General features: G+C 68.5%; 15 protein-coding genes and 2 pseudogenes. 15 read left to right on the plus strand and 2 right to left on the minus strand.

Translation table 11 applies throughout. The annotated features are described in order from the left end of the window. Positions 1 to 15 precede the first annotated feature (15 nt). From ATK36_RS17585 to ATK36_RS17610, 6 genes are all read left to right on the plus strand, one after another. Complete coding sequence (locus ATK36_RS17585; RefSeq protein ID WP_245914851.1) at positions 16 to 1,296, plus strand: alpha/beta hydrolase; 1,281 nt, start codon at positions 16 to 18, stop codon at positions 1,294 to 1,296. 184 nt (positions 1,297 to 1,480) lie between these two features. Beyond that, on the plus strand, positions 1,481 to 3,343 hold the full coding sequence (gene dnaK / locus ATK36_RS17590; protein WP_098512553.1) for a molecular chaperone DnaK: 1,863 nt from the start codon (positions 1,481 to 1,483) through the stop codon (positions 3,341 to 3,343). After that, on the plus strand, positions 3,340 to 4,032 hold the full coding sequence (gene grpE, locus ATK36_RS17595; RefSeq protein WP_098512554.1) for a nucleotide exchange factor GrpE: 693 nt from the start codon (positions 3,340 to 3,342) through the stop codon (positions 4,030 to 4,032). Before dnaK ends, grpE begins: the two co-directional genes overlap by 4 nt. Positions 4,033 to 4,065: 33 nt before the next feature. Beyond that, on the plus strand, positions 4,066 to 5,256 hold the full coding sequence (gene dnaJ, locus ATK36_RS17600; RefSeq protein WP_098512555.1) for a molecular chaperone DnaJ: 1,191 nt from the start codon (positions 4,066 to 4,068) through the stop codon (positions 5,254 to 5,256). 5 nt (positions 5,257 to 5,261) lie between these two features. Further along, on the plus strand, positions 5,262 to 5,696 hold the full coding sequence (locus ATK36_RS17605) for a heat shock protein transcriptional repressor HspR (protein WP_098512556.1): 435 nt from the start codon (positions 5,262 to 5,264) through the stop codon (positions 5,694 to 5,696). 139 nt (positions 5,697 to 5,835) lie between these two features. Then, on the plus strand, positions 5,836 to 7,407 hold the full coding sequence (locus tag ATK36_RS17610; RefSeq protein ID WP_141544476.1) for an IS4 family transposase: 1,572 nt from the start codon (positions 5,836 to 5,838) through the stop codon (positions 7,405 to 7,407). A 62-nt stretch (positions 7,408 to 7,469) separates the two neighbouring features. Here the strand turns inward: ATK36_RS17610 and ATK36_RS17615 are convergent, their stop codons facing one another. Then, on the minus strand, positions 7,470 to 8,645 hold the full coding sequence (locus ATK36_RS17615) for a globin domain-containing protein (protein ID WP_098514960.1): 1,176 nt from the start codon (positions 8,643 to 8,645) through the stop codon (positions 7,470 to 7,472). Between the two features lie 341 nt (positions 8,646 to 8,986). Between ATK36_RS17615 and ATK36_RS17620 the strand changes: the two genes are divergently transcribed. Beyond that, entirely contained in the window at positions 8,987 to 9,460 is a 474-nt protein-coding gene (locus ATK36_RS17620) for a MarR family winged helix-turn-helix transcriptional regulator (protein ID WP_098512558.1), read from the plus strand. Between the two features lie 38 nt (positions 9,461 to 9,498). Then, positions 9,499 to 11,382, plus strand: a complete 1,884-nt coding sequence (locus ATK36_RS17625; protein WP_245914860.1) for an MFS transporter — start codon at positions 9,499 to 9,501, stop codon at positions 11,380 to 11,382. A 102-nt stretch (positions 11,383 to 11,484) separates the two neighbouring features. Here ATK36_RS17625 and ATK36_RS33615 read toward each other — a convergent pair whose 3' ends face one another. Continuing rightward, positions 11,485 to 11,655, minus strand: coding sequence for a hypothetical protein (locus ATK36_RS33615; protein WP_245915413.1), 171 nt, complete (start codon positions 11,653 to 11,655; stop codon positions 11,485 to 11,487). On the opposite strand from ATK36_RS33615, the pseudogene ATK36_RS17630 reads away from it, so the two are divergent. The 7 genes and pseudogenes from ATK36_RS17630 to clpB form a co-directional block, all read left to right on the plus strand. Continuing rightward, positions 11,576 to 11,788, plus strand: a pseudogene (locus ATK36_RS17630) (transposase); the annotation flags it as partial. The gene ATK36_RS33615 and the pseudogene ATK36_RS17630 overlap by 80 nt on opposite strands. Before the next feature lie 150 nt (positions 11,789 to 11,938). Further along, positions 11,939 to 12,187: a transposase gene (locus ATK36_RS17635; protein ID WP_098512559.1), complete on the plus strand. Its 249-nt coding sequence runs from the start codon at positions 11,939 to 11,941 to the stop codon at positions 12,185 to 12,187. A 126-nt stretch (positions 12,188 to 12,313) separates the two neighbouring features. After that, complete coding sequence (locus ATK36_RS34710; protein WP_423682931.1) at positions 12,314 to 12,898, plus strand: IS3 family transposase; 585 nt, start codon at positions 12,314 to 12,316, stop codon at positions 12,896 to 12,898. Positions 12,899 to 13,050: 152 nt separating this feature from the next. Beyond that, positions 13,051 to 13,602 (plus strand): DUF5994 family protein, encoded by a 552-nt coding sequence (locus ATK36_RS17645; protein ID WP_098512561.1) that lies wholly within the window; start codon positions 13,051 to 13,053, stop codon positions 13,600 to 13,602. 65 nt (positions 13,603 to 13,667) lie between these two features. After that, complete coding sequence (locus ATK36_RS17650; RefSeq protein ID WP_098512562.1) at positions 13,668 to 14,273, plus strand: GNAT family N-acetyltransferase; 606 nt, start codon at positions 13,668 to 13,670, stop codon at positions 14,271 to 14,273. Between the two features lie 240 nt (positions 14,274 to 14,513). After that, a pseudogene (locus tag ATK36_RS17655) lies at positions 14,514 to 14,937 on the plus strand (MFS transporter); the annotation flags it as partial. 112 nt (positions 14,938 to 15,049) lie between these two features. Further along, entirely contained in the window at positions 15,050 to 17,647 is a 2,598-nt protein-coding gene (clpB, locus tag ATK36_RS17660) for an ATP-dependent chaperone ClpB (protein WP_098512563.1), read from the plus strand. The last annotated feature ends 76 nt before the right edge of the window (positions 17,648 to 17,723 follow it).

The following is a 17,723-nucleotide window of genomic DNA, read 5'->3' on the forward strand; positions in this document are numbered from 1 at the left end:
GCGCAGTGCACGCGGGTGACAGTCCCGATCGACCGTGAACATCCTGAAGCGGGTACGGCACAGATCGCTGTCGCGCGGCTGCCTGCGAAGGACCCGGCACACCGGATCGGCTCGCTGTTGGTCAATCCGGGTGGGCCAGGCGGGAGCGGGGCGGGCTTCGCGCGGGTGGGCGGGCTCGACCAACCCGGTACGGAGTCGCTATACGAACGCTTCGACGTCGTCGGCTTCGACCCGCGCGGTGTTCCGGAGAGCACGCCGCGAATCACCTGTTCGCCGGAGAAGCTGTACGACACCGGCTTGAATCGCTTCCCGTCAACCCGTGCCGAGTATGCGGCTTTCGTCGAGCACAACCGTGCTGCAGGCGAAGACTGTCTGGCCAAGACCGGGCCGATGCTCGGGCACGTCGACACGAAGAGCGCGGCCGAGGACGTCGACGCGATTCGTAGCGCGTTGGGGGAACAGCGGATTTCCTGGTTCGGTCTGTCTTACGGCACTGAACTTGGTGCGGTGTACGCATCTTCGCACCCTGGCCGCGTGGACCGGATGGTGCTCGACGGCGCCGTGGACCACGCGCGCCCTATTCGGCAAGCAATGATCGAGGAAGCGGCGGCGACGGAAGACGCGCTGCTTCGCTTCTCCTCGTGGTGCCACGGTTCGTCGGAGTGCGCGCTGCACGGACAGGACGTACTCGCCCGTTACGACGATTTAGCCAGCCACGGTGCGTACGCGAAAGCGTTGGGCCGTAAGGCAACCGGCGACGAACTGGCATCCGGTGCGTACGGCTTTCTCTACCTTCGCAGCAACTGGCCCGAACTCGGCCGTGCGTTGGCCGCGAAGGACGCGTCAGAGCTGGCACAGAACTCGCAGTACGCCACGCCGACGTACGGTGCGTACCGTTCGATCGGCTGCCAGGACTTCCCGGCGCCTTTCACCGGCGTCGCGGACATGCGGACCACGGCTGCCCTCGTACGCACCGTCGCGCCACACAGCTGGCGGTACACGGAGTACTGGGACCTTTCGGCGGGCTGTACTGGATGGCCGTTGCCGGCGAGGAACCCGCCGCAGGCGCATCCGGTGCACGGTGCTCCGCCGATCCTCGTAGTCGGTGGCGCGCACGACCCGGCGACACCGCTGCCGTGGGCGCGAGGTCTCGCTGCGAGCATCGACGGGTCGAGCTTGCTCACCCGCCTCGATGACGGGCACACCGGCCTGTACAACTCCCCGTGCGCGGTCGCCGCCGAGGTGGATTACCTGGTGAGCGGTGTCACACCCGGTCGAGGGGCGGTCTGCCGGTGATTCCGGGAACAAGGACCCGGGCCTGCCCGTTATCCTGACATGAAGGTTGAGCGGAGTCGGCTCAAGTCTGGTTGACGAGCCGAGCGCGCAACCGGTACAACTTGCTAGGGGCAGGCTCAAGGTCGGCCCGAAAACGCAGGTCACGAACCATAGCAGTAGAGCTGCCAACACGAGAGGAAGCACCATGGCGCGAGCGGTCGGCATCGACCTCGGCACGACCAACTCGGTCGTCGCCGTCCTTGAGGGCGGCGAGCCGACGGTCATCGCCAACTCGGAAGGCTCCCGTACCACCCCCTCGATCGTCGCCTTCGCCAAGAACGGTGAAGTGCTGACCGGTCAGTCGGCGAAGAACCAGGCCGTGACGAACGTCGACCGGACCATCCGGTCGGTCAAGCGGCACATCGGTACCGACTGGAAGACCGAGATCGACGGCAAGAACTACACGCCGCAGGAGATCAGCGCACGCGTGCTGATGAAGCTCAAGCGCGACGCCGAGTCCTATCTCGGCGAGGAGATCACCGACGCGGTCATCACCGTCCCGGCCTACTTCGAGGACGCGCAGCGGCAGGCCACCAAGGAGGCCGGCCAGATCGCCGGCCTGAACGTGCTCCGGATCGTCAACGAGCCGACCGCGGCCGCGCTGGCCTACGGCCTGGACAAGGGCGAGAAGGAACAGACCATCCTGGTCTTCGATCTCGGTGGCGGGACGTTCGACGTGTCGCTGCTGGAGATCGGCGAGGGCGTGGTCGAGGTCCGGGCGACCTCCGGGGACAACCATCTCGGCGGGGACGACTGGGACGAGCGCATCGTCGGGTGGCTGGTCGACAAGTTCAAGGCGTCCAACGGCATCGACCTCACCAAGGACAAGATGGCGCTGCAGCGCATCCGCGAGGCCGCGGAGAAGGCGAAGATCGAGCTGTCCAGCTCCAACTCCGCCGGCATCAACCTGCCCTACATCACCGTGGACGCGGACAAGAACCCGATGTTCCTGGACGAGACGCTCTCCCGCGCCGAGTTCCAGAAGATCACCTCGGATCTGCTCGACCGCACCAAGGCGCCGTTCAACAACGTGATCCGCGACGCGGGCATCTCGGTCGGCGACATCGACCACGTGGTGCTCGTGGGTGGTTCCACCCGGATGCCCGCGGTGGCCGAGCTGGTCAAGGAGCTGACCGGCGGGCGCGAGCCGAACAAGGGCGTGAACCCGGACGAGGTCGTCGCCGTGGGTGCCGCGCTGCAGGCCGGCGTGCTCAAGGGCGAGGTCAAGGACGTTCTGCTGCTCGACGTGACCCCGCTGTCGCTGGGCATCGAGACCAAGGGCGGGGTGTTCACCAAGCTCATCGAGCGCAACACCACGATCCCGACCAAGCGCTCGGAGATCTTCTCCACCGCGGACGACAACCAGCCCTCGGTGCAGATCCAGGTGTTCCAGGGTGAGCGCGAGATCGCCGCGGCGAACAAGAAGCTCGGCATGTTCGAGCTGACCGGCCTGCCGCCCGCCCCGCGCGGGGTGCCGCAGATCGAGGTCACATTCGACATCGACGCCAACGGCATCGTGCACGTGACCGCGAAGGACCTCGGCACCAACAAGGAACAGTCGATGACCATCACCGGCGGCTCCGCGCTGCCGAAGGAGGACATCGACCGGATGGTCAAGGACGCCGAGGCGCACGCGGAAGAGGACAAGACCCGCCGCGACGAGGCCGAGACCCGCAACCAGGCGGAGACGCTGGTCTACCAGACCGAGAAGTTCGTCAAGGACAACGAGGACAAGCTGCCCGAGGAACTCAAGGGCAAGGTGAACTCCGCGATCGAAGAGGCGAACGAGGCGCTCAAGGGCACCGACTCGGCCAAGATCCGCGAGTCCATCGAGAAGCTGAACACGGCTTCGCAGGAGCTGGGCAGCGCGCTGTACGCGAACGCCGGTACGGCCGGTCCCGAGGGCGCCGCGGGTGCCGACGCCGGCGCCGCGGGTGGCGCCAAGCAGAAGGCCAAGGCCGACGACGTGGTCGACGCCGAGATCGTGGAAGAGGACGAGAAGAAGTGACCCCACGCCACTCCGAGCCCGAGGGCCCCGGCCCTGAGGAACCGGTGGTCGTGCGGGACCGGCGCCGGGTCGACCCGGAGACCGGGGAGATCCGGGAGCCGGTCGCGGAACCCACCGAAGCCGTCGTCGAGGAGCCTTCTGGCTCCTCGCTCGGCGACTCGGCCGACGACGCGGTCACCGTGGTGTCCGACGTCGAGAAGCAGCTGGCCGAGCGCACCGCCGACCTGCAGCGGCTGCAGGCGGAATACGCCAACTACCGCAAGCGCGTCGACCGTGACCGGGAGGCCGTGGTCCAGGGTGCCAAGGCGGCCGTGGTGGGCGAGCTGCTTCCGCTGCTCGACGACCTCGAGCGCGCCGAGCAGCACGGCGACCTCACCGGTGCGTTCAAGGCGGTCGGCGACAAGCTGGTCAGCGGTCTGCAGCGGGCCGGCCTGGAGTCGTTCGGCGCCGAGGGCGAGGTCTTCGACCCGAACGTGCACGAGGCCGTTCAGCACAACACCTCGCCGGACGTGTCCGGCCCGACGGTCACCGTGGTGATGCGCCGCGGCTACCGGTTCGGGGACCGGGTGCTGCGGGAGGCGCTGGTCGGGGTCACCGACCACGAGCCCGCCGCGGCCGCGCCGGTCGACGGGTCGGTCGGCGGCGAGCTGCCGCTCGACGGGTCGATCGATGAGTCCGGCCCGCAGTAACCGTCGTTTCGCAGGGAAAGGAGGAGACACCCGATGAGTGCTCGGGAGTGGATCGGCAAGGACTTCTACCAAGAGCTGGGTGTCTCCTCCGATGCGACCGCGGACGAGATCAAGAAGGCCTACCGCAAGCTGGCCAAGGAGAACCACCCGGACGCCAATGCGAGCAACACCACCGCGGAGAACAAGTTCAAGGCGGTGTCCGAGGCCTACGGGGTGCTGTCCGATCCGGCCAAGCGCAAGGAATACGACGAGGCGCGCAGCATGTTCGGGGCCGGCGGCCCGGGTGGCTTCGGCGGATTCGGCGGCGGCCCCGGTGGTGCGGGCGGATTCGACGTGGGCGACCTGTTCGGCCAGGCCGGTGCCGGTGCGCAGCAGGGCGGTTTCGGCGGCCTCGGCGACATCCTCGGTGGCATCTTCGGCCGGGGCCGGGGAGCCGGCGGTCCGGCGGGCACGGCCAACCGGCCGCAGCGCGGCGCGGACGTGGAGACCGACGTGCGGATCGACTTCCTTGAGTCGGTCAAGGGCGCCACGCTGCCGTTGCGGCTGTCCAGCCCGGCCACCTGCAGCACCTGCGGGGGCAACGGCGCGAAGCCGGGTACCTCGCCGCGGGCCTGCCCGACCTGTAACGGGTCCGGGCTGGTCAGCCGGAGTCAGGGGGCGTTCGCGTTCTCCGAGCCGTGTCAGGACTGCCGGGGCCGCGGCAAGATCATCGACGAGCCGTGCCCGGAATGCGGTGGCGAGGGCGTGAGCACCCGCACCCGCACGCTGACCGTGCGTATCCCGCCGGGAGTGAAGGACGACCAGCGCATCCGGCTGGCCGGGCAAGGCGAGCCGGGGCGCGGCGGCGCGCAGGCGGGCGATCTGTACGTGCGGGTGCACGTGGCGCCGCACGCGTTGTTCGGGCGCAAGGAACTCGACCTCACGCTCACCGTGCCGGTGGACTTCACCGAGCTGGCGCTGGGTACCACGATCACGGTGCCCACGTTGGAAGGGAAAGTCTCGCTCAAGGTGCCAGCCGGTACGGCAAGTGGCCGAGTGTTGCGGGTCCGCGGAAAGGGCATCCAGAAGCGGGACGGCGCACAGGGCGATCTGCTGGTCACCCTGGTCGCGGCGGTCCCGGCGAAGCTCGACGACAAGGCTCGCACGGCGCTGGAGGGCTACGCCGAGGCGATGAAGGGCCACGACCCGCGGCCTGAGCTCACCGAGTTGCTCGAAGGCAGGTGACGGCGATGTTCGGCGGTACTCCGGGACTCCCGAACGGTGCGGACGAGGACACCCCGGTGTTCGTGATCTCGGTGGCAGCGCAGCTGTCCGGGCTGCACGCCCAGACGCTGCGCTCCTACGACCGCCACGGCCTGGTGTCCCCCGGCCGCACCTCCGGGGGCGGCCGGCGGTACTCCGTGCGGGATATCGCCCTGCTGCGTGAGGTCCAGCGCCTTTCGCAGGAGGCCGGGGTGAACCTGGCCGGCATCAAGCGGATCATCGAGCTGGAGAACCAGGTCGACGCCCTGCGCTCGCGGGTGCACGAGCTGACCGAGGAGCTGGCCGCGGCGTACGCGGCCGCCGAACAGGCTGCCGCCGCGGTGCACGCGTCCTACCGCAAGGATCTGGTGCCGCTGCGGCAGCAGACCTCGCTGGTGGTCTGGAAACCCAAGAAGCGCTGAGGGCGAGGGCTGTGAAGGGGCCCTTCACGGACTCAGAGTCCAATGCCAGGAACTTAAGGTCTGGTGGGTGGTGTTGATCACGGTTTGGGTGTGATCGGCGTGGTGGTGTGGATAGGCAACGAGGCTCCGGCTAGAGCTGGTGATTGTCGAGATCATCAGCAAGCCAGGAGCCTCGTTGTCCGTTCATGGTGTCATGCCCTCGGGCTGGTCCTCGCCGGTGGGTCGGTTGTTGTCACAGGCCGGGCTGGGGTTGCTGTCGTGGGTCGTCCCGCCCGCGCTGGTTGATGAGGCGCTGGCCGTCGCCGGCCGGGACGAACGGCGGTTCCGGGCACTGCCGTCGCGGTTGGGCGTGTACTTCGTGCTCGCGTTGTGCCTGCTGCGCACCAAGTCCGGCAACGCGACGATCAGGGCGATGTTCTCGCAGGAGAGTCTGCCCCGGTTGTCCGTGCTGGGCTGGTGGCCGCCGGCCAGCACGGCGCTGACCAAGCTGCGGGACCGGATCGGCGTGGTGCCCTTCCAGTTGTTGTTCGGCGCGCTGGCGCGGGCGGCGCCTACCCGGAACAGGCCGTGGTCGCACGCGTTCGGGCTGGAGGTGTGTGCCTGGGACGGCACCGAGGTCGAGCCGGCCGACACCGCGGCCAACCGTGAACACTTCCCGCCCCATCACCGCACAGGCGTGGCCCGCGGGCCGTCCAAGATCCGGGTGCTGGTGCTGCTGTCGTGTGGCAGCCGCCGTCTGCTCGGCGCGGTCACCGGCCCGCTGAGCCAGGGCGAGCCCACCCTGGCCTATCAGCTGCTGCCCCGGCTGCACGACCGGATGCTGCTGCTGGCCGACCGCTGCTTCCTCGGCTATCCACTGTGGACCGCGGCGCGGGAACGGGGCGCGCATCTGCTGTGGCGGGCCAAGCAGAACACCCCGAAGCTGCCCGTGCAGCACGCGTTGCCGGACGGGTCCTGGCTGTCCACCCTCCACGCCCCGGCCGACGCCCGCCGCTGGGCGCGCAACGTGCGCCGCAACAAGCAACGCGGGCACCGCCCGCCCACGCCCCGCCCGATCAACGGCATCGTCGTCCGGGTGGTCGAAGCACTGATCACCGTCACCGTCGACGGCGTCACCCGCACCGAGAAATACCGGCTGGTCACCAGCCTGCTCGACCCCGCACACGCACCCGCCGGCCAGCTCGTCGCCCTCTACGCCCGCCGCTGGACCGCCGAAACCGGCATCAAAGAGATCAAAACCACGCTGCTGGCCAAGCGGCCCCTGCGCGGCCACACCCCGATCCGCGCCCAGCAGGAACTCTGGGCCACCCTGATCGTCTACCAGGCCATCCGGCTGCTGATCAGCCACGCAGCGCTCACCCAGAACCTCGACCCGTCCCGGATCTCCTTCACCTCCGCCCGCGACGCCGCCGAACACGCGATCACTACCACACCCGCCGACACATCCCGACACCTCCAATGGGTGGCCCAGGACTTATGCCGACAGCTGATCACCGTCCACACCCACCACCGCGTCTACCCCCGAGCACTCAAACGCACCACCACGCGCTACCCCCACCGCAGCAAAACCCCGCAACCGACCAGCACCAAAGCCAGCTACCAGGTCCACATCCTGCCCACAGCAGAAACAACACCACCCACCACAACCAAACCAACACCACACCAACCCAGAACCGACCTAAGTTCCTGGCATTGGACTCAGAGTCTGTGAAGGGCCCCTTCACGACTTTGGCCGGGGTGCGGGGTTCGCGGGCGTCGCGTCAGCCGGTCGCTTCAGTCCACAGTGAACGGGTCGTACTGGATCTGGCCGAGTGCGCTGCCCGCGACGAGCATCCGCGACACCGTCGCGCGGATCATCGCCGGGGAGCCCGACACCAGGATGTCGTGCTCCGGCCAGGCGCCGTAGCGGGTCACCGCCTCGGCCAGCGTGCCCTGTTCACAGCCGGGCAGGTCCTCGCCGCGTTCGACGACCGGGATGATCGACAGCCACGGGTTCGTCGCGGCCAGCGCGCGCAGGTCTTCGAGGTCGTACAGGTCCTCGCGGGCCGGACCGCCGTAGAACAGCCGGGTTTTCGGGTTCTCCCCCCACTGTGCGAGGTGGTCGAGGATGGCGCGCAGCGGGGTCAGCCCGGTGCCGCCGGCGACCATCAGCACGCCCTTGGACCGTTCGCGGTCCACGGCCAGCCGGCCGATCGGCGGGCCCAGCCGCCAGACGTCGCCGGGCTGGGTGTGGCTCACGATCGCCCGCGAGACCCAGCCGCCGTCGACCGCGCGCACGTGGAACTCGATGCCGCCGTCCGCGCGGGGCGCGTTGGCCGGGGACAGGTACCGCCACAGCCGCGGCCGCTGCGGCACCTCCACGCTCATGTACTGCCCGGGGGTATAGGGCACGGCCTGCTCCGGGATCAGCCGCACCAGCGCGAGATCCCAGGTGAGCCGCCGGTGCTCGACCACGGTGGCCGACCAGAAGGGCGGGTTCACGTCCGCCGCGGCCGCCTCCTGCATCGCGCGCGCGACGATGGTGAACGCCTCGGCCCAGGCCCGCTCCACGTCCGGGGTCCACTCCGTGCCGAGATGGCTCTTGAGCGCCGCCAGCAGCGCCGTGCCGACCGCCTCGTAGTGCTTGGGGATGACGCCGAACTTGCGGTGGTCACGACCGAGCTGGCGCAGGAACGGGACCAGATCGTCGGGCCGGTCCACCATCTGCACGATGCGGACCAGCGCACGCACCAGGCGGCCGCGCTGGACCTCCATGTTGATCGGGAAGAAGTCGCGGGTGGCCGGCGCGAGCGTGAACAGCATTCCGTAGAAGAACTGCGAGATCTCCGGAAGATAGGGCTCCGACCGCGCCCAGGTCTCCCGGATCAGCCGCACCATGGCGGTGACCGCGGCGGGGGCCTCGCGGGGTGCTGCCGAGCGCGGGATGGGACTGATCGAATCGGCTGTCATGAAGGTGTCGTTCACCGGTCGGGAGAAGGGATGGGGAGCGGGTGATCACGGACGCCGGGCCACCTGGTCCGGTGGCTTCGGTTCGCGCCGTCTCGCGGACGTTCCGCGGGAATGCGCCACGCGCGCTCCTCTCCTTTTCTGGGTCCACCGCCCCGGCTCGGCGCGGCTCGTCCGCAGAGTAGCCGTACTCCGGCGGGTTGCTGACAACGTTGCTCCGGTCGGGTTACCGGCCGGTTGGCGACGTGGGGCAGCTCACCGGATAGATAGTTGTCCTACGCAACCTTTCCCTCGTAAACTTGCACCGTACAAGCAGTTGGGCGAGCAGCCCGGGAGGAGCCGAGATGAGCTCTGCCGACGATGTCCGGGTCGAGCTGCTGCGGGAGCTGCGGAGTTCGGCACAGCTTCAGCATCTGTGGGTGATGCAGGCCTGGCAGGACGAACCGGGGCTGCACCCGGCCGCCGGCATGCTGCTGTCCGATCTCGCCAAGCACGGCGAGGCCCGGCCGTCCGAGCTGGCCAAACGCCGGCTCGTCGACCTTTCGGTGATCAGCAGGCAGCTCGCGCAACTGCAGACGGCGGGCCTGATCGACCGCAGACCCGCGCCGGAGGACGGGCGCGCCTCGCTGATCAGCGTTTCGGCGAAGGGCGAGGCCGAACTGGCGCGCTGGCGGGCCCGGTACCTGGAGTTCTTCCAGACCGCGCTCGGCGGCTGGGACGAAGGCCGGCTCGCCGACCTGACCGAACGGCTCGCCGACCTCAACGCCGACCTGCGGGCCACGCTCGGCGCGCCGGACCAATGCACCATGGGAAAGTGAAGTAACGCGAAGTGGAAACCCCGGCCACCGGTGAGCCGATGCCCCACCGGGAGATCATGAAGGCCTTCACCGGCCTGCTGCTCGCCCTGCTCGTGGCGCTGCTGTCGTCGACGATCGTGTCCAACGCGCTGCCGACGATCCTCGCCGATCTGCACGGCACGCAGAGCCAGTACACCTGGGTGGTCACCGCCACCCTGCTCACCTCGACCGCGACCACCCCGATCTGGGGCAAGCTGTCCGACCTGTTCAGCAAGAAGCTGCTCTACCAGCTGGCGATCGTGCTCTTCACGCTCGGCTCGGTGCTCGGCGGCATTGCGGGCTCGATGCCCGAGCTGATCGCCTACCGCGCGGTGCAGGGCATCGGGCTCGGCGGCCTGCAGGCGCTGATCCAGGTCGTCATCGCCGCGATGATCGCGCCGCGCGATCGGGGCAAGTACTCCGGCTACACCGGCGCGGTGTTCGCCGTGGCCACCGTTTCCGGGCCGTTGATCGGCGGGCTGATCGTCGATTCGCCGCTCGGCTGGCGCTGGTGCTTCTGGGTGTGCGTGCCGGTCGCGGTGATCGCGTTCGTGGTGCTCGGGCGCACCTTGAAGCTGCCGGTGCTCAAACGGAAGGTGCGCATCGACTGGCTCGGCGCGACCCTGCTGGTGGGTGGCGTGGCGCTGCTGCTGATCTGGGTTTCGCTGGCCGGGCAGAGCTTCGCCTGGACCTCGTGGTCCAGCGTGGCCTACGTCGGTGGCGCGGTACTCGCGCTCGCGCTGGCCGTGTTCGTCGAATCGCGCGCCGCGGAGCCGGTGGTGCCGCTGCGGCTGTTCCGCAACCGCACCTTCACCTTGTCCGTGCTCGGTTCGCTCGCGGTCGGTACCGCGATGTTCGGCGGCTCGGTGTTCCTCGGGCAGTACTACCAGGTCTCCCGTGGCTTCTCGCCGACGCACGCGGGCCTGATGACCCTGCCGCTGGTGCTGGGACTGGCGATCGCCTCGACCGCCGCGGGCCAGGTGATCTCGCGGACCGGCCGGACGAAGCCGTTCATGGTCGCCGGTGGGGCCTCCCTGGTGGCCGGGCTCTTCCTGCTGAGCACGGTGGACCACGCCACGAATCTCACCCTGATGGGGGGCTATCTCGCGCTGGTCGGCATCGGGCTGGGCTTCCTGATGCAGAACCTGGTGCTGGTGGTCCAGAACACCGTGGCGATGAAGGACATGGGTTCCTCCTCCTCGGTGGTCACCTTCTTCCGGTCGCTCGGCGGGGCGGCCGGGGTGTCCGCGCTCGGTGCGGTGTTGTCCGCCCAGGTGGCCTCGAACATCGCGAAGTCGTTGACTCACATGGGAGTTTCGGCCGACGTCGCGGTGCACGGCGGGGGCGGCACCTTCAACGTCGCTTCGCTGCCGGCTGCACTGCAGCCGGTGGTACGGGCCGCCTTCGGCGATTCGACCGGCACGGTCTTTCTGTACGCCGGGATCATCGCCGTGGTCACGTTCCTGGCGGTGCTGTTCGTCAAGGAGGTGCCGTTGCGACGCACTCTCGACGCAGACGCTCCGGTCACCAACGCCGTCGAAGAGCCAGTGGAGGTCACCACAGCGTTGCGTGGGCGGGTTCTCGATACCGGTGGGCGCATGGTTTCCGGCATCGTCCTGACACTGACCGACTTGGCCGGCCGTCAGGTCGACGTGGGGCGTACGGGCAGTAAGGGCGAGTACGCGCTCTCGGCGAGTACCGAGGGCGAGCACTTGCTTCTGGCGACAGCAGGTTCTTCGCAGCCGACAGTGTCCACAGTGCGTCTCGGCGGTACACCGGTGTGGCACGACCTGTTGCTCGACAGCCGCGGCCCTGCGCGAACCGCGGGGCGGCACGCTGCTCCGTCGGCGCAAGATGTTGTGCGCGGAGAGGAGTTTGCGGCCAACCGGGGAAGGCTGTACTGATGATCAGCCGGCCGCGTGACCTGTCTCGGGCAACGCGCTCTACTCGGAGTGGTTCTTGGTCATTTCGCGATGTCTCCTTCCGGACCTGACTTAGAGCGTGTCTTACGTGGTGATCTGCCGGTAATCGGCGATGATCTTGGCTTGTGAGGATGCGTTATCGCTGCGGTTGGTGCCGGATGCGCTGTGGGAGTTGGTGGAGCCGTTGATCCCGAAGTTCGGGCCTCGGCCGCAAGGTGGTGGTACCGCGCCGTTGCCCGATCGTGCGGTGTTCACGGCGATCGCGTACGTGTTGACCAGCGGATGTGCCTGGCCGGATCTGCCGCCCCCGTTCGGTGTTCCGTTCCAGACGGCGCACCGCCGCTTCAGCCAGTGGACGAAGGCCGGGCTGTGGCGCAAACTCCACCGCGTGGGTGGGTTTCCCAGGTGGCAGAGGGGCACGTCGTTGCTGGGTCTAGGTTTCTGAGCTGTCGAGGAACAGAACCTGGATAGACCGGCCTTCACCCCGGATGTTGGACTCCTGACACACTTGGATCTGGGGGACTGGAGTCTTGTTCAGATGGTGATGAAGCACTACCCGCCGGAGTTCAAGGCCGAGGCGGTTGCGTTGTACCGGTCCCGGTCGGGAGCCCTGATCAGAGTGGTGGCTGAGGATCTGGGGGTCAACGCGGAGACGTTGCGGAACTGGATCCGGATCGACGACGGACGACGCACCGGATCCCGCGCCGAGGACGGCGACCCCGGCGGCCGCGCCGGTCCCGGGCACGGTGGAGAGCGAGAACGCTACGCTACGCAAGCGGGTCCGTGAACTGGAAGAAGAGCGCGAGATCCGGCGTAAGGCGGCCGAGTACTTCGCCGGGGAGACGCGCTGGTGAACCGCTTCCAGTTCGTTGATGACCATCAGCGCCGGTACGGCGTGAAGCGGTTGTGCCAGGTGGTCGGCATCGCCCGGTCCCGCTTCTATCACTGGAAGGCCAGCGCAAAGGCTCGGGTCGCCCGTAGGGCAGCCGATGACCGGCTGGCGGCCCGAATCCGCGCCGTGCACCGGGAATCCGGTGGCACCTACGGTGTCCCGCGGATTACCGCCGAGCTGCGGGAGACCGGGCGCACCCGGTCAACCACAAGCGCGTCGCGCGGATCATGCGCAAGGCCGGGTTATCCGGCTTGCGGCTGCGCCGCAAGCATCGGCGACCCGGCCGCGGCGAGGCTCCGGATCTGCTCGGCCGGGACTTCACCGTCCAGACGCCGAACACGAAGTACGCCGGCGACATCACGTATCTCCCGATCGAGGACGGGAGCTTCCTCCTCGCACAGCAATCCCCCCGATCGACTACGACAACAACCTCAACCCGACGACAGCTACGCTGTCCCACACCGCATACCCCGTGACCAACATCCGGGGGCAAGGCCCACCGCCGTCTCACCCTGCGCTACGAACACGAAGCCAGCCACTACCTCGCCTTCCACCCTCGGCGCCACCATCACCTGCTACAAGAAACTCCGAAAACTCACCACATGAGACAAGCTCTTAGCCTGTGGTCTGAGCAGGCGGCGAAAGAGGGCGTAGTGTTGATGGTGTCGAGAGCATTTCGTACGCGAGTGGCCAACCCGCGTCGTCCTCGACGAAAGCCCAGGTCGGCCGTATTTGCGGCCAGGGACGGGAGCATCGGCATGAGTTCGAGCCCGCACACACTGATCGCCACCCCATCGACCTCGACGGTCATCGAGCCGCCTCGGCACACGCTGCGCTTGCGCTTGAAGCCGAAGGCGCCCACCACGGGGTATGTCGACGGCGCGTGGTGGCCCCGATCCCGGGACCTGGCCGCCGAATTGCCTGCGCTGCTTGCGGTGCTGGCAATTCGGCCGGGCCGGATCGAGCGGGTGACCTATAACTTGACCATGTGGCAGGCAGCCGCGCGCCGGCTGACGATCGAGGGCCGCACGGTCCGGCTGGAGGGGTTCCGCTCGCAACACCCCGGCACTGTGACGGTGGCCGGGCAGGGCCGGCAACGCCTGACCCTGCTCGTAGTGCCGCCTGAAACTACGGCGGCTTCTGCGCATGACACCCTGATGACTGCATCGCAGCGAGACAACGTCGACAGTACCGAGACGCTTCTCGCTCTGAGCCGCCTCACACGATTTGCCGCGCCGGAGAAAAGTGGCGCGGAGTTCATGGAAGCAGAGACACAGCGCTGGGAAGTCGACGGTGGCCGCGTCCGATGAACACATCGAGCAGCATTTTGCGGCCTCGTGTCAGGTCGGACAGCACAATCGGAAACGACCTTGGCATGGCGGTACGCGATCCGGCCACGCTGTCGTCACGTCCTACCGTGTTCACCGCGCGGTTGATGCTGCGGGGCTGGCATGTCGGGGACGCGTCCGCGGCACTGGCCGTCTACGGGCACGATGCGGTGACGCGCTGGCTCAGCCCGGCCATGGACCGCGTACCCGATCTAGGGGCCATGCGCCTGTTGCTGCAGCAATGGATCGCCGAAACCGCCGGCATGGCTTTACCCGCCGGGCGCTGGGCGATTCAGCGGCGCAGCGACGGTCACGTCATCGGTGGGGCGATTCTGCTGCCCCTCCCGCCGGGTCGCGAGGATCTCGAGATCGGCTGGCAGCTCCACCCCGACACCTGGGGCCACGGATACGCAAGCGAAGCCACCTACGCGCTAGCTGCGTGGGCCTTCGAGTACGACGTCGACGAGCTGTTCGCCGTCGTCCGACCGGGGAACACCCGGGCAGCCGCCACCGTCCGCCGCAACGGCATGCACTGGGTCGGCGAAACCAGCAAGTACTTCGGGCTCACGCTGCAAGCCTTCCGGCTCCGCTCGGCCGACCTCGATCAGGCAGCACCCAGCGCCCACCTCCCGCCCAACTTCGGTGCGAGCTGACCGGAAAGGCACATGTGAGCAGGTGGTGGGAGTGGGCGACCTCACCATGCGCCTTGCAGCGGCAGGAACTCGAAGCCCACATCAGCCGCTACGCGCGGCCGCTGGCCGTGCGGGCACGAGCCGGCACACCTCGCCCGCCAGTGTCCAGGTGCAGGGGGCCACAGCCCAGTCGTGTCCAGCCGTTGTAGCTGATGGAACTGAGCGCTGGTCGGCCCGTCACGGGCTCTGCGGTTCGAACGTGGCACGGTGGCGTTACGGCTGACACGGCAGCTCAGCCGGATTGACGCGATGCGCGCCGGCTCTGCGCTCTTCGCCGCGTGGTGCGCTGTCAGCCTCGGTGTGCTTCTCGTACCGCGAAGCTGGCAAGTGCCACCTGTTGACTGCGACGCTTGTGTACGCGGCAGGTGATCTGATTTTCGGCCCACGGTCCGGTGCGCTCGCCGAAGCCGCGGCGCCTCCCGAAGCGAAGGGCCGTTACCTGGCGGCGTTCCAGTACGCGTTCACCGTGGTGCAAGTACTCGCCCCGGCCGTCGTTTCGGTGTTTCATGTGTCCATTTGGCTACCCTGGGTGCTGGTCGGTGTCTGCGCTTGCCTCGCCGTGCTGGGGCTGGGCAGGCTGGGGCCGAGGTTGCCGACGGGGGCCGTGAGCCCGATTCAGAGTTGAGCGGAACAGACTCAAGTTTGCTGACGTTATACCTGTCGGACGGCCTTGGTCAGGCCGTTCACCTGCACTTTCCACAGAAACATGAGACTTCCACTGACGCATGAGGTGAGGGATGGACGCTTTCAACCCGACCACGAAGACCCAGCAGGCGATCTCGTCCGCGGCGCAGGCGGCCACCGTGGCCGGCAATCCGCACGTATCGGCCGCCCATCTGCTGGGCGCCCTGCTGGCGCAGGGCGAGGGCACGACCGCGCCGCTGCTGACCGCGGTCGGGGCCGACCCGGAAACGGTGCACAAGGACCTTGAGCCGATCATCCAGGCGCTGCCCTCGGCGACCGGCGCGACCGTGTCGACCCCGCAGTTCGACGCGCCCGCGGTCAAATCGCTCACGCAGGCGCAGAAGCTGGCCACCGAACTGGGTGACGAGTACGTCTCGACCGAGCATCTGCTCGTCGGGTTGGCCACCGAGGGTGCCCAGGTCGCCGACCTGCTGAAGCGCCACGGCGCCACCCCGGACGCGTTGCGTGAGGCGTTCGCCAAGGTGCGCGGCTCCGCGCGGGTCAGCAGCCCGGATCCGGAGAGCACGTTCAAGGCGCTGGAGAAGTACGGCGTCGACCTGACCGAGCGCTCCCGCGCGGGTGAACTCGACCCGGTGATCGGCCGGGACACCGAGATCCGCCGTGTGGTGCAGGTGCTTTCCCGTCGTACCAAGAACAACCCGGTGCTGATCGGCGAGCCGGGGGTCGGCAAGACGGCCATCGTCGAGGGTCTTGCCCAGCGGATCGTCACCGGGGATGTGCCGGAATCGTTGCGCGGCAAGCGTGTGGTCGCCCTCGATCTCGGGTCGATGGTGGCCGGCGCGAAGTACCGCGGCGAGTTCGAAGAGCGGCTGAAGGCCGTGCTCAAGGAGATCACCGACTCCGCGGGCGAGGTCGTCACCTTCATCGACGAGCTGCACACCATCGTCGGCGCGGGTGCGGGCGGCGAGGGTGCGATGGACGCGGGCAACATGATCAAGCCGATGCTCGCCCGCGGTGAGCTGCGGATGGTCGGCGCGACCACGCTCGACGAGTACCGCCAGCACATCGAGAAGGACCCGGCACTGGAGCGCCGGTTCCAGCAGGTGCTGGTCGGCGAGCCGTCGCCGGAGGACACCATCGCGATCCTGCGCGGGCTGAAGGAGCGTTACGAGGTGCACCACGGGGTCCGGATCACCGACGCCGCGCTGGTGGCCGCCGCGACGCTGTCGGACCGCTACATCACCGCGCGGTTCCTGCCGGACAAGGCGATCGACCTGGTCGACGAGGCCGCGTCGAAGATCCGCATGGAGATCGACTCGCGGCCGGTGGAGATCGACGAGGTCGAGCGGTCCGTGCGGCGCATGGAGATCGAGGAGATGGCGCTGTCCAAAGAGGACGACGCTGCCTCCCTGGAGCGACTGAGCGCGCTGCGGGCCGAGCTGGCCGAGAAGCGCGAGGAGCTCACCGCGCTGACCGCCCGCTGGCAGAACGAGAAGGGCTCGATCGAGACCGTCCGTGAGCTGAAGGAGCAGCTGGAGCAGCTCCGTGGCGAATCGGAACGCGCCGAGCGCGACGGCGACCTCGGCAAGGCCGCGGAGTTGCGCTACGGCCGGATTCCGGTGCTGGAGAAGGAGTTCGAGGCCGCCATGGCCGCGAACGAGGCGAGCAAGCAGAACGTGATGCTGAAGGAGGAGGTGGGCAGCGACGACGTCGCGGACGTGGTCTCCGCGTGGACCGGCATTCCCGCCGGGCGCCTGCTGGAGGGCGAGACGGGCAAGCTGCTGCGGATGGAGGAGGAGCTGAACCGCCGCGTCATCGGGCAGGACCAGGCGGTGCAGGTGGTCTCGGACGCGGTGCGGCGGGCGCGGGCCGGCGTGGCCGACCCGGACCGGCCGACCGGCTCGTTCCTGTTCCTCGGCCCGACCGGCGTCGGCAAGACCGAGCTGGCGAAGGCGCTGGCGGAGTTCCTGTTCGACGACGAGCGCGCGATGCAGCGGATCGACATGAGCGAGTACTCCGAGAAGCACTCCGTCGCCCGGCTGGTCGGTGCTCCCCCGGGTTACGTCGGCTACGACCAGGGCGGCCAGCTGACCGAGGCCGTGCGGCGCCGTCCTTACACGGTGGTGCTGCTGGACGAGGTCGAGAAGGCTCACCCGGACGTGTTCGACGTGCTGCTGCAGGTACTCGACGACGGCAGGCTGACCGACGGGCAGGGCCGGACGGTGGACTTCCGCAACACCATCCTGATCCTGACCTCGAACCTCGGCTCGCAGGCGATCGCCGACCCGGCGCTGGACGAGGCACAGCGTCGCGACGCCGTGCTGGACGTCGTGCAGCGGCAGTTCAAGCCGGAGTTCCTGAACCGGCTGGACGACATCGTGGTGTTCCACGCGCTCGGCACCGAGCAGCTGACGTCCATTGTGGACATCCAGGTGGCCCGGCTCGCCAAGCGGCTCGCCCAGCGCAGGCTGAACCTGGACGTCACCGAGGCGGCCCGCGAATGGCTCGCGCTCAACGGCTTCGACCCGATCTACGGGGCTCGTCCGCTGCGGCGCCTCGTGCAGTCCGCGATCGGCGACCAGCTGGCGAAGCAACTGCTGTCCGGCGAGGTCCGCGACGGCGACACGGTCCGGGTGGACACCCCGGACATGGACGCCGGGGACACCCTCACCGTGTCCCGCGCCGACTGACGACCGGGGCCCGGTGAAAGCTGTGAAGGGGCCCTTCACGGACTCAGAGTCTGTGAAGGGCCCCTTCACAGCCCTC

Source organism: Amycolatopsis sulphurea (genome assembly GCF_002564045.1).
In the GTDB taxonomy this organism is placed as follows: Bacteria; Actinomycetota; Actinomycetes; order Mycobacteriales; family Pseudonocardiaceae; genus Amycolatopsis; species Amycolatopsis sulphurea.